This window comes from Agromyces sp. S2-1-8 (assembly GCF_021129215.1).
Taxonomy (GTDB): Bacteria; Actinomycetota; Actinomycetes; order Actinomycetales; family Microbacteriaceae; genus Agromyces; species Agromyces chromiiresistens.
Genome location: NZ_JAJOLP010000001.1, coordinates 792116 through 804619, shown reverse-complemented (window position 1 = coordinate 804619; position 12504 = coordinate 792116). Strand labels below are relative to the sequence as shown.

Annotated in this window: 9 protein-coding genes; 6 read left to right on the top strand and 3 right to left on the bottom strand. The window is 69.3% G+C overall.

The genetic code is table 11. The annotated features are described in order from the left end of the window. Positions 1-52 precede the first annotated feature (52 nt). On the bottom strand, positions 53-8242 hold the full coding sequence (locus LR269_RS03670) for an SdrD B-like domain-containing protein (protein WP_231432227.1): 8190 nt from the start codon (positions 8240-8242) through the stop codon (positions 53-55). Between the two features lie 345 nt (positions 8243-8587). Between LR269_RS03670 and LR269_RS03665 the strand changes: the two genes are divergently transcribed. From LR269_RS03665 to LR269_RS03640, 6 genes are all read left to right on the top strand, one after another. Beyond that, entirely contained in the window at positions 8588-8926 is a 339-nt protein-coding gene (locus tag LR269_RS03665) for a PadR family transcriptional regulator (protein WP_231429345.1), read from the top strand. A gap of 2 nt (positions 8927-8928) precedes the next feature. Next, positions 8929-9294 (top strand): DUF1048 domain-containing protein, encoded by a 366-nt coding sequence (locus LR269_RS03660; protein ID WP_231429344.1) that lies wholly within the window; start codon positions 8929-8931, stop codon positions 9292-9294. Beyond that, positions 9291-10136, top strand: a complete 846-nt coding sequence (locus tag LR269_RS03655; RefSeq protein ID WP_255679820.1) for an ABC transporter ATP-binding protein — start codon at positions 9291-9293, stop codon at positions 10134-10136. Before LR269_RS03660 ends, LR269_RS03655 begins: the two co-directional genes overlap by 4 nt. Continuing rightward, a complete protein-coding gene (locus LR269_RS03650) occupies positions 10133-10897 on the top strand; it encodes an ABC transporter permease (RefSeq protein ID WP_231429343.1) in 765 nt (254 codons plus the stop codon). The genes LR269_RS03655 and LR269_RS03650 overlap by 4 nt, the downstream gene beginning before the upstream one ends. Before the next feature lie 79 nt (positions 10898-10976). Continuing rightward, positions 10977-11333 (top strand): DUF1048 domain-containing protein, encoded by a 357-nt coding sequence (locus tag LR269_RS03645; protein ID WP_231429342.1) that lies wholly within the window; start codon positions 10977-10979, stop codon positions 11331-11333. A gap of 1 nt (position 11334) precedes the next feature. Continuing rightward, complete coding sequence (locus LR269_RS03640) at positions 11335-11661, top strand: DUF1048 domain-containing protein (RefSeq protein ID WP_231429341.1); 327 nt, start codon at positions 11335-11337, stop codon at positions 11659-11661. Between the two features lie 85 nt (positions 11662-11746). On the opposite strand, the gene LR269_RS03635 is transcribed toward LR269_RS03640, so the two are convergent. Both LR269_RS03635 and LR269_RS03630 read right to left on the bottom strand, forming a co-directional pair. Beyond that, the gene (locus LR269_RS03635) at positions 11747-12229 is read right to left on the bottom strand and encodes a ferritin-like domain-containing protein (RefSeq protein WP_231429340.1); all 483 of its coding nucleotides are present in this window, start codon (positions 12227-12229) and stop codon (positions 11747-11749) included. A 10-nt stretch (positions 12230-12239) separates the two neighbouring features. Continuing rightward, complete coding sequence (locus LR269_RS03630) at positions 12240-12440, bottom strand: CsbD family protein (protein ID WP_231429339.1); 201 nt, start codon at positions 12438-12440, stop codon at positions 12240-12242. Positions 12441-12504 lie beyond the last annotated feature (64 nt).

Genomic DNA, 12504 nt, shown 5'->3' with positions numbered 1-12504 from the left:
GGACGACCGCGCCCCGCTGAAGGGGTTGGGGGCGCGGTCGTCCGGGGGCGTCTCAGCGGGCGGGTGTCCCGTTCCGGTCCTTCCGGCGGCGTGTGATGACGAACAGGATGCCTCCGGCGATGACGAGTGCGCCCCCGAACGCCCAGGGCGCACCGGCTTCGAAGCCCGTGGCCGCCAGGCCGGCGGGCGGAGCGGGCGGCACGTCGACGTACTCGGTGACCGCGGGTGCGACCACCGGGTCGTCACCGTCGGGCGGGCTCGCGACGGCGAACGCGGTGTTCGCCACCTCCTGCGCCGCGACGTCGGCCGAGGTCACCGCATAGGTCGCCCTCGCCGTCACCGACTGACCCGGTTCGAGCACGCCCGGCTCGCCCGGCCAGTCGTAGGTCAGCTCCGAGAGCCCCTCCATCTGGTCGACGATCTCGGCGTCGGTCACGGTCACGTTGCCCTCGTTGGTGAGCGTGAACTCGTAGGTGATGACGTCGCCCTCGCCCGACACCTGATCGGGGTCGACCGCCTCCTTCGTCAGGTCGAGTGCGTCGACTGCGCCGAAGTAGTGCGACCAGTCCTCATCCGTGACCGGCGGTCCAGGCGGAACCTCCTCGCCGTCGACGCCCGTCGTCGGCGGGGGTGTGGCCGTCACCGACCCCAGGTTGGCGTACTGGCCGGCCGTCGCCACCCCGGTCGCCGTGCACTCGACGGATTCCCCGGCGGCGAGCGGGCCGGGGACCGCGTTGCTCCCCGTTCCGGCGCAGTCGATCTGGTCGGCGGCGACCTGGTCGTCGGTGACGACGACGTCCGTCAGCGGAGTGTTGCCGGTGTTCGTCACGACGTAGGTCCACGTCACGGCGTCGCCGATCGGGACGTACGGGCCGGTCGGCTCGTCGGCGTCGACGCCGTTCGTCGACTTCTCGATGTCGACCGCCGGCTCGGCGCCGAGGTAGTGCGACCAGTCCTCGTCGGTCACCTCCTTCGGCGGCAGGGGCTCGCCGTCGGGCCCGATCGTCTCCGGCCCGACCGCCGCGACCGTGCCGAGGTTCTCGTACTGGCCCGCCGTCGCCGTGCCGGTCGCCGTGCACTCGAACGTCTCGCCCGGAGCGAGCGGGCCGGCCACCACGTTCGTGCCGTCGCCGCAGTCGATCTCCGACGCCGCCACCTGGTCGTCGGTCACGGTGATGCCGATCAGGTCGACGTTGCCCGTGTTCTCCACGAGGTACACCCAGCGGACCGGGCCGCCGACGGCCACGAGTGGGCCGGTCGGTTCGTCCGCGTCCTCCGTGTTGGTCGACTTCTCGATGTCGACCGCCGGCTCTGCGCCGAAGTAGTGGTCGAGATCCTCGTCGCCGACCTCCTCCGGCGGCAACGGGTCTCCGTCGGGCCCCGTCGTCTCGGGGCCGAGCGCCGCGACCGTGCCGGTGTTCTCGTACTGGCCGGCCGTCGCCGTGCCGGTCGCCGTGCACTCGAACGTCTCGCCCGGCGCCAGCGGCCCCGCGACCACGTTCGTGCCGTCGCCGCAGTCGATATCTCCCGCATCGACCTGGTCATCGGTGACCGTCACGTCGGTCAGGTCGACGTTGCCCGTGTTCTCCACGAGATACGTCCACACCACCGGCCCGCCGACCTCGACCAGCGGGCCGGTCGGCTCGTCGGCCTCCTGGCCGTTCGTGTGCTTCTCGATGTCGACCGCCGGGTCCACACCGAAGTAGTGGTCGAGATCCTCATCGCCGACCTCCTCCGGCGGCAGCGGGTCGCCATCCGGCCCCGTCGTCTCCGGCCCGAGCGCCGCGACGGTGCCGGTGTTCTCGTACTGGCCGGCCGTCGCTGTGCCGGTCGCCGTGCACTCGAACGTCTCGCCCGGGGCGAGCGGACCGGCGATGACATTGCCGCCGGTGCCGTCGCAGTCGATCTGCGCCGCATCATCGTCGAGCATGTCGTCGGTCACGGTGACGTCGGTCAGGTCGACGTTGCCCGTGTTCTCCACGAGGTACGTCCACACGACCTGATCACCCACGGTGATCGCCGGACCGGTCGGCTCGTCGGCCTCCTGGCCGTTCGTGTGCTTCTCGATGTCGACCGCCGGCTCTGCGCCGAAGTAGTGGTCGAGGTCCTCGTCGCCGACCTGCTTCGGTGGCAGCGGGTCTCCGTCGGGTCCCGTCGTCTCGGGGCCGAGCGCCGCGACGGTGCCGGTGTTCTCGTACTGGCCGGCCGTCGCCGTGCCGGTCGCCGTGCACTCGAACGTCTCGCCCGGCGCCAGCGGACCGGCGACCACGTTCGTGCCGTCGCCGCAGTCGATATCTCCCGCATCGACCTGGTCATCGGTGACCGTCACGTCGGTCAGGTCGACGTTGCCCGTGTTCTCCACGAGATACGTCCACACCACCGGCCCGCCGACCTCGACCAGCGGGCCGGTCGGCTCGTCGGCCTCCTGGCCGTTCGTGTGCTTCTCGATGTCGACCGCCGGGTCCACACCGAAGTAGTGGTCGAGATCCTCATCGCCGACCTCCTCCGGCGGCAGCGGGTCGCCATCCGGTCCGGTCGTCTCGGGGCCGAGCGCCGCGACCGTGCCGAGGTTCTCGTACTGGCCGGCCGTCGCGGTGCCCGTGGCCGTGCACTCGAACGTCTCTCCCGGAGCGAGGGGGCCGGCCACGACGTTCGTGCCGTCGCCGCAGTCGATGTCGGCCGCGTCGACCTGGTCGTCGGTCACGGTGACGTTGGTCAGGTCGACGTTGCCCGTGTTCTCCACGAGATACGTCCACACCACCTCATCACCGGCGTTGATCGACGGACCGGTCGGCTCATCGGCCTCCACACCGTTGGTGTGCTTCTCGATGTCGACCGCCGGCTCTGCACCGAAGTAGTGGTCGAGATCCTCATCGCCCACCTCGGGCCCCGGAATCGGCTCGCCGTTCTCGTCGACCGTGTCGGGCCCTCGGCCGATGACGCTGCCGAGGTTCTCGTACTGACCGGCCGTCGCCGTGCCCGATGCCGTGCACTCGAACACCGCACCCGGCGCCAGCGGCCCCGCGACGACGTTGCTGCCGGTGCCGTCGCAGTCGATCTGCGCCGCGTCGTCGTCGAGCATGTCATCGGTGACGGTCACGTCGACGAGGTCGGTCGTGCCGGTGTTCGTCACCGTGTACGTCCAGTTCACCGTGCCGCCGACTGCGACGAACGGACCGGTCGGCTCGTTGTTGTCCGTCGTGTTCGTCCGCTTGACGATATCGACCGCCGGCACGTCGGCGAGCGCGAGGTCGATCGTGAAGTTCGTGAACTCCGGCGCCAGGAGCGGCGGCGCGAGATCCGCGACGTCGTCGTTGATCGGTCCGTTCGCGCCGATCAGACGCGGGTCTGCGCCGGTCGAGTACCGGTATGCGAGCGTGATCGGCGCACTCGTCAGGCCGGTCTCGGCCGGATCGCGGGTGTCGGTGTTGTTGTTCGACACGTTCTCGTTCTCGTCGTTCGAGTCGCTGTTGCGGGTCAGCGCGGGAACGTAGCCCTCGACCGGCCCGCCGGCACGGAACTCCGTCGCCGGGATCCGCGCCGAGTACGTTCCGGCGGGAATCGCGGAGACCGACCAGCGACCGTCGGCGTCGGTCCGCTCGGTCGCGACGACGTCGCCGTTCCCGTCGAGCAGCTCCACCACGACGTCCACGACCGGGTCGTCGACGCCGTCGGTGTAGCGTCCGTCGCCGTCGCGATCGAACCAGACGAGGTCGCCGACCGAGAAGCCCGGCATCTGCACGTACGGCTCGTTCGACAGCAGCGGCTGGTTCGGGAAGGTGGCGGAGTAGATCTGCGCCCGGTTCACGTAGAGGTTGTCGAGGTCGTTGCTCGTCGACACCATCGGAATGAGCGCTCGCACGCGGGTTCCCGTGTCGAGCGCCGTCGACGAGACGAACCGCACCGCCGTCACGTCGTCGAAGTCGGTGATCTCCGCAGCCGTCTTCCACAGGCCGCCGGCAGTGGCCGGGTTCGCGTTCGCCGCGTTGCGCGGGTCGTGGTTGATCGTCGACGGGTCCGCGGTGGCGTAGTACCAGGTGCCCGGCACATCGCCCGTGAGCTTGCGCACGTAGGTCGGCGGGTCGAGCGGGCCCGTCAGCCGCGCCAGTCCCTGGTAGGAGGAGGCGAACTGGTCGCGTGCGGATCCGATGCCGTTGGCCCCGTCGCCGTTCCACGGCAGCACGTCGATGACGTCCGTCGGCAGGAAGGAGATCACCGTCGACGAGTTGCCCCAGTCGAGCGACCACGTGTACTCCTCGCCGCTCGCCACGAACGGCTTGTCGACACCCTTGACCAGCCCCAGCTGACCCGACCCGGTCGCCATGGTGGTGGCGGTCGCCGTGGGCGCGTTCTCAGCGGTGTCCGACATCGCCTGCACCTGGTTGACGTACGTGTCGCCGGGCTGCGCGACCGTCTCGAGCGTCGCGCACAGCTGCAGCGCGGTCGCGCCGGTGCGGATCCAGTAGTTGGCTGCGGTCGTCGTGATGTCCCCGAGCAGGAACGTCACCTCGCGGGTCGCCGCGTTGTAGCTGACGGTCACCCCGGCGGGCAGCCTGCTCTCGGTGCAGGCCTCGTTGTAGGTGAGGCCGGCCGGGACGGTGTCCACGAGCCGGAGGTCCTCCACCACGGCGCCCACGGCGGCGTCGTTGACGCCGACGCTGAGGTTCCAGATGGCGTCCTGACCCGGGAGGTACGTCGCCTGCCCGGCGGACTTCGCGACGATGAGGCGCAGTCCCTGGTATCGGACCTCCTGCTGCATCGTCGCCCAGTCCTCACCGCGAGGGCCGGTCGACCAGCCGCCGACGTTCGAGAGGCGGATGCCCGTCAGCAGCGGCTCCCCGTCGTTCGGGCCGCCGTTGTAGGACCCGCGGGCCCGCAGGAACATCCGCAGGTCGAGCCGGAACGCCGAGTGCTCGACGTGGTCGGGCTCGACGGGACGGATCCGCACCATGTTGACCTGGTCGCGCCAGTCGGCGCCGAACTGCGCGGGGTCGGTGTGCCACGGGCCGGCGTCGTCACGGCATCCGGTGTTGTCGCCAATGAGCGACGTGCGGTCCACCGGGTAGAGCCCTCCGACCTGCGCGCCCGCCTGGGTGTCGACGGCATTGGTGCCGACGCCGTACTCGATGACGTACTCGGATGCGGTGGCGCGGCCCTGCGCCGTGAACGTGGCGGGGGCGTCGAGCTGGAACACCGACACGTCGAACGTGTCGCAGACCATGGGGTTGTCGATCGGGAACCCGATGGCGTCCGGCGCACCGGGCGCCTGGACACCGCGGGCCGTGCCGGTGTTGCGGATGCCGGACCAGTCGACCTCGAGGCCCGCCCACGACTGGACCCGCTGCCCCGAGGCGACCGTCGTGTTGTCGGCCCACGCGTTGCCGGCCTCGTTCGTGAAGTACTTGTAGCCCGTGATCGGGAGGTTCGCCGCGAGCTGCCGCGAGACGTCCTCGTAGACGATGCCGCCGTCCTGGTTGGTCTCGGGCCAGCTTCCGGAGTTGTTCAGCAGCACGCCCTGCGGGATGTCCTCGCCCGCGTTGGGCCCGCCGTTGTACTGCCAGCGCGACTGCAGCGGAACGTACAGCCCGAGGGTGAAGGGGCCGACCTCGACGTGGCCGGCGTTCACCGGCCTGGCCCGCACCATGTTGACCTCGTCGCGCCAGTCGGCTCCGAAGGTCGCCGCGGGGTCCGTGGTCCACGGGCCGTCGTCATCGCGGCACCCCCGCACGTCGGTCACGTTCGCGGTGTTGTCGAGCCCGTTGCCCGTGCCCGTCTGCGTATCGACGGTGTTCGAGCCCACCGCGTACTCGATGACGTAGTCGTTGCGATCGAAGTTCGGGTTGGTCGGGTTCGCCTGCAGGTGCGGGTTCGGGTCAGCGCCGGTGACCGGGGTGAGCGGGTTGCCCGAGACGCGCCACACCGACACGTCGAACACGTCGCACACCACCGGGTCGGTGACCGAGATGCGGCTGGTCGTCGCCGTCGTCCAGACGTGCGAGTTGACGACGTCGCCGAGCGAGAACTGGTTCCAGTCGTTGAGGCCGCCGGCGATGCCCTCGTACTGCTTGTTGCCCTGCATCGTGCCGCAGTCGCTGACCGTGCTGCGCACGTTGAAGGTGCGGGTCGAGACATTGTTGCCGGTCGCGGTCGTGTCGTCCCAGCCGGGCTCGAACCCGGTGTCGTTGATGGGCCAGTCGTCCGCCGTCCAGCCATCGGTCTCACGCGCCTCGTTGCGGAACGAGAGCGTGTCGTTCACGTTGGCCCGGCACGGGTCGGGCACGGTCGGCGTCGGGACGAAGAAGATCGCCTGCCACGTGTTGGTCTTGGTGTTGTTGCCGTTCGCGTTCGGCGTGAAGCTCATGTCCCAGCCGTCCGCGGGCTGCACCCCGGTCTCGCACGTCGGGGTGCCCGTGTTGAAGTTTCCGGAGTGGCCCACGCAGCCCGTGAGCACGGCACCGGGCCAGTCCGGCATCACATCCTTGAACGCGATCTGGTCGATGTTGGCGCTGAGGATGTTGCCGTTCGACTCGTTGACGCTGAACTGGTAGACGACTTGGAATCCGGGCACCGCAGGGGTGGCGGGGTTGTTGTCGAGGTCCCGTTCCTGGAACGAGACGTTCCCGGTGTTGGTCTTCGACAGGTCCCACCGGGGCTCGGTGATGTTGAACTGACGAGGCACCACGTTGTCGCCGCTCGCGGTCGTACCGTCCCAACCGGCCTCGAAGCCGGGGCCGACGCCACCCGGAGGGTTGTTCGGCTGTCCGCCGGTCATGTGCCAGCCGTCGGTGTCCTCGACGTGGTTCTCCCACGACACCGTTCCGGTGGGCGGCGTGTCGCCGTGCTGCCAGGTCGGGTCCACCGAGCGGTACGCGTCCTCGGTGGGCACGAAGACCTCCACCAGGATGCGCGTGCTGTCGTACGGCGAGTTCGACGGCTTGCTGGCCGTCATCGTCCAGCCGTCGGCGCCGGCCGCCTCGTCGATCGGACAGGTGATCGTCCAGCCGCTGCTGAGTCCGATGTTGTCGAGGCGGCGGGGCAGGCAGAAGGTCATGACCGCGTTCGGGAACTTCGTCATCCGGTCGGTGAACGTGATCGGCCACTGCAGGTCGGATCCACCGGCACCGCGGAGGTTGAGGAGGTCGATCCAGTACTGAACCCGGAATCCGGGCGTCACCACGCCGTTGATGGTGCGGGTCGTCGCGCCGGGAGCGGCCTGCAGCGACTTCTTCGCCTCCCACTCCGCGGTGCCGGTGACCTCGATGACCGGGCCCGAGACGGTGTTCGACGGAGCGGCGTCGTCCTGACCCGCGTAGGCGCTGGCCGTGACCGACGCGAAGCCCGGGATCGGCGTGTCGTCGGCGAACCGGTACGCGAGCTGCACGCTGCCGACGTTCGACGACATCGGCCCGAGGTTGCACACGACCGTGATCGACCCGTCGGCGTTCGTCGTCGCCGACGACGGCGGGTTCGCCCCGTTCGCCGCCGCGAGGCATCCCGCAGGCAGCCCGTTGGTGCCGGGGCCGGCCAACTGGAGCCGGGAGTCCGCGACATCGCTCGGGTCGTCGGGGTTCGAGACCGGGTCGATCGTCATCTCGATGACGACGTTCGGCACGCTGACCCCGGTGGGGAGGCCCGTCAGCGACACCGAGTAGTTCTGCAGCACCGTGTCGCCGACGCGCACGATGCAGTTGCCGGGCCCCGTGTCCAGTCCGGGCCCGTCCGTCGCATCCCACGGCGGAGCACCCGTCGTCGCGTACCCCTCGCACGAGTTCGGAATCTGCAGGCGGTCGACCTCGAGCGTTGCGATCGGCTGCAGCCCAGCGTCGCGGTTCGGGGCCTGCGTCGCGCCGGCGATCGTGATCGGACCGGTGATGCCGCGCTCCGGATTGCCGGTGGTGGGCACCTCGGCTCGCGTGAACACGTTCTGCCCTGAGGCGGTGTCGGGGAAGCGGTGCGCACCGGGAGCGATGACGCGCACGTAGACCGCGCCGTCCGCGACGTTCGCGAAGCTGTAGGTGCCGTTCGCGGCGCTCGTGGTGGTGCCCACGATGGGACCCGTCGGCCCCGACAGCAGCTGGACGGTGACGCCGCCCTTGACGGACTCGTCAGCCGTCCGGAGGCCGTCGCGATTCGCATCGGCCCACACGGTGCCGCTGATCAGGCTGCCGGCGGCCGCGCGCGCAGCGTCGCCGGCGAACGGCAGGAAGAGGCTCGCCACCATCGCCAGTACCGCGATGAACACCGCCGCCAAGCGGGTCCCTCGACGAACCACTGAGACCTCGTCGGGGGTCGTGACCGCCGACCCCTTGCCCCCAACATCCATGCTGCAGCCCCCTCGCGCAGAACACCTGTCATAAGTGAGGAGTCGTCGCGACACGTTTCCTTACGCCGGCACGAGAATTCCTCGCGACGAGACGGCGGCTCGGCGAGGCATCCGGGCGGTGTCTCGAGAAGAATCTCGAGAAACTTGCTATTCGGTGTTGCTAAGTACCGGTACTCAGTGTTACTTTCTAGTGGTACTCAGCAACGCTGATTACCAGCGACACTGAATAGCTAGCACCGAGAGAACAGAGAAGGGGGTGGCCTGATGGGCAAGCAGATGACCGAGATGCTCAAGGGCACGCTCGAGGGCATCGTCCTGGCGATCCTCGCCACGGCGCCCGCCTACGGCTACGACATCACCGCACGGCTGCGCGAGCGCGGCTTCACCGACATCGCCGAGGGCACGATCTACGCCCTCCTCGTGCGGGTCGAGCAGCGCGGGCTCGTCGACGTCGAGAAGGTGCCCTCCGAGAAGGGCCCGCCGCGCAAGGTGTTCTCGCTCAACGAGCGCGGGCACAGCGAACTCGAAGAGTTCTGGAGGACGTGGAGCTTCCTGGCAGAACGCATCGAACAGCTCCACACGACCGACGAATTGGAGAAGTGACCATGGCTGCGAAGTGGATCGAGACCATCACCGGCTCGCTCGAGCAGAAGAAGCAGTACAAGCAGGCCAAGGCCCGCATGGAGGCCCTCCCCGAGCCGTACGCGGCCTCGGCGGGCGCCGTTCAGCGCTACCTCATGTACTCGGGCGACATCACCGACGGCGACACGATGGTGCAGATGCTCGTCGACCTCGCCGACCTCTGGGAGCGCGCGTCGATCGACGGCACCCCGGTCGGCGACATCGTCGGCGACGACCCCGTCGAGTTCGCCGAGTCGTTCGCCCAGGCCTACGGCGGCAAGCGCTGGATCGACAAGGAACGCGCTCGCCTGAACAAGGCGATCGACGAGGCCAAGAAGGAGCAGTCATGACCACCATCACCGAACCCGCCATCCGGGTGCAGGGCATCGAGAAGTCGTTCAAGGACCTGCACGTGCTGCGCGGCGTCGACTTCGACGTCGCCCGGGGCTCGATCTTCGCCCTGCTCGGCTCGAACGGAGCCGGCAAGACCACCCTCGTGCGCATCCTCTCCACCCTCCTGAAGGCCGACGCGGGCACCGCGACGGTCGGCGGGCAGGATGTCGCGGCGAATCCCGGCGAGGTGCGCGAGGCGATCAGCCTCACGGGCCAGTTCGCCGCCGTCGACGAGGTGCTCACGGGTCGGGAGAATCTCGTGCTCGTCGCGAAGCTGCGCCACATGAAGCAGCCCGGCAAGATCGCCGACGACCTGCTCGCCAGGTTCTCGCTCACCGAGGCCGGCGGCCGCAGGGCGGGCACCTACTCGGGCGGCATGCGCCGCCGGCTCGACATCGCGATGAGCCTGATCGGCAACCCGTCGATCATCTTCCTCGACGAGCCGACCACCGGGCTCGACCCGCAGGCCCGCATCGAGGTGTGGCAGACCGTCAAGCAGCTCGCCGACGGCGGCACCACGGTGCTGCTGACCACGCAGTACCTCGACGAGGCCGAGCAGCTCGCCGACCGCATCGCGATCCTGCACCGCGGCACCATCATCCAGAACGGCACCCTCGACGAGCTCAAGCGGCTGCTGCCCGCGGCCAAGGTCGAGTACGTCGAGAAGCAGCCCTCGCTCGAGGACGTCTTCCTCGCCCTCGTCGGCGAGACGGGCGAGACCGAGGGCGAAGAGACCGGCGAGCCCGCGACCGCGGGCACCCGCGCCGACAAGAAGAAGAAGGAGGAGGCCGCACGATGACCAGCCACGCCATCAGCGACACCGCCGTACTCACCGGCCGCTCGCTGCGCCACATCCTCCGCAGTCCCGACACGATCATCACGACCGCGGTCACGCCGATCGCCCTCATGCTGCTGTTCGTGTACGTGCTCGGCGGGGCGATCAACACCGGGTCGAACGAGTCGTACATCGACTACATGCTGCCCGGCATCCTGCTCATCACGATCGCGTCGGGCGTCGCGTACACCTCGTACCGGCTCTTCCTCGACCTGCAGGGCGGCATCTTCGACCGCTTCCAGTCGATGCCGATCGCGCGCTCGAGCGTGCTGTGGGGCCACGTGCTCACCTCGCTCGTCTCGAACCTCGTGTCGGTCGCGATCGTCACGGGCGTCGCGCTCATCATGGGCTTCCGCACCGGCGCCTCGTTCGGGGCATGGCTCGCGGTCGTGGGCATCCTCGTGCTGTTCACGCTCGCGCTCACCTGGCTCGCGGTGATCGCGGGACTCTCGGCGAAGACGGTCGACGGCGCGAGCGCCTTCGCCTACCCGCTGATCTTCCTGCCGTTCATCAGCTCGGCGTTCGTGCCGACCGAGTCGATGCCGGCCCCGGTGGCGTGGTTCGCCGAGAACCAGCCGGTCACGTCGATCGTCGACACGACGCGCGCACTGTTCGCCGGCGAGCCGGTCGGCAGCGACATCTGGGTCGCCCTCGCGTGGCTCGTCGGCATCATCGCCATCGGCTACGTCGGCGCCCTCGCGGCGTACCGCCGCAAGGTCAGTTGACGAACGGATGCCGCGGCGAGTCCCGCCGCGGCATCCCGTCGCCCGACCGACCGACCGAACATGATCGAGGAGGACTGAGATGAACTTCTGGGACACCATCACCGGCAACGACCTCCGCAGGGAGCTGAAGGCGTTCGACGCCCGGGCCGAGGCGCTGCCGGCCGACTACCGTGCGGCCTTCGAGGAGATCAAGCTCCAGCTGTGGGGCTACGCCGACTTCACGGGCCGCAACCTGATGCCGATCCTCGACGGGGCCCTCGGGCTGCTGGAGGAGACGGCGGCCGAAGGACAGGGCATCGACGAGGTGCTCGGCGACGACATCCCCGGGTTCTGCCAGGCGCTCGCCGGCGGCGAGGGCGCAAAGGGCTTCCGCGACAAGTGGCGCGAACAGCTCAACCGGAACGTCGCGAAGAAGCTCGCAAGGCTGGGAGGCTGACATGGGAATCCACGACATCATCGAGGGCAAGCGCGAGTGGCGAGCCCACCTGGCACGCGTCCGGGCGCTGCCGAAGGACTACCAGGTCGTCTACGGCGAGATCCAGAAGTACTACTTCAAGATCGGACCGGTCGGCCTCGAGGACGGCACGCTCCTCTCGGGCATCGTCGACTTCTTCGAAGAGGGCGCGACGCAGGGCAAGGGCGCGATCGAGCTCATCGGCGACGACGTCGCAGCCTTCGCCGACGACCTCGTGAAGGACACGCCCACCTACGCCGACCGCTACCAGGCGTCGCTCATCGAGAAGGCCGGCTCGGCCGGCGAGTGACGACGACCACGGAGGGGCCGCACCACCCGGTGCGGCCCCTCCGTCGTGTCGCCTCGAGTTTCGTCGAGACGCCCGATCTCGCGCCTCAGCCCGCGATCGACTGCAGTTTCGTGCGGATCTCCTCGCTCGTGTGCGTCTCCTGGTCGAGGTTCGACTGCAGGAGGGCCGCCGCGTCGGAGGCGCCCATCGCGGTGACGGGCACGAGCAGCGCCTCGTACGCCGAGATCTCGTAGTGCTCGTTGCCGAGCGCGCTCGCGAGCGCCGCCCGGTCGCGCAGCTTCGGCGCGCTCCGCTCCAGCAAGGAGGCGGCCTGTCGGCTGATGCCCTTCGTGCTGGGCGACGGCGCGGTCGACTCGCGCAGCTCGAGCAGGCGGAAGACCTGCTGCAGGTTGGCGATCTGCTCGCGCGTCTCGTCCGCGTGATGGCGGAACAGCTTCTTGATCTCGGCGCTCTTCGCCGCCGAGGCGAGGTCGCCGAGCGCCGCCAGCGAGTCGTTCTCCATCGTCAGCGCGGTGCGCAGCTGGAAGTGCAGCAGGTCGCCCGGGCTCTCGAGGCTCTGCCTCACCACCGGTCGCTCCTCAGTCGCGATCCGTGAAGACGTCCTTGGCGCGTTCGCCGGCGTCCTTCACCTCGTCGCCGGCCTGCTTCATGTCGGCCTTGGCCTCGTCGACGTGGCCTTCGGCCTCCATCTCCTCGTTGCCGGTCACCTTGCCGACGCCCTGCTTGATCTTCGCGCCCGCTTCTTCGGCCTGGTGCTTCGCCTTGTCTCCGATACCCATCGTCCTCATCCTCCGTGTTCGAGTCTTGGATGCCGTGCCCGGCACCACGTGGTGTCGGGTCGGC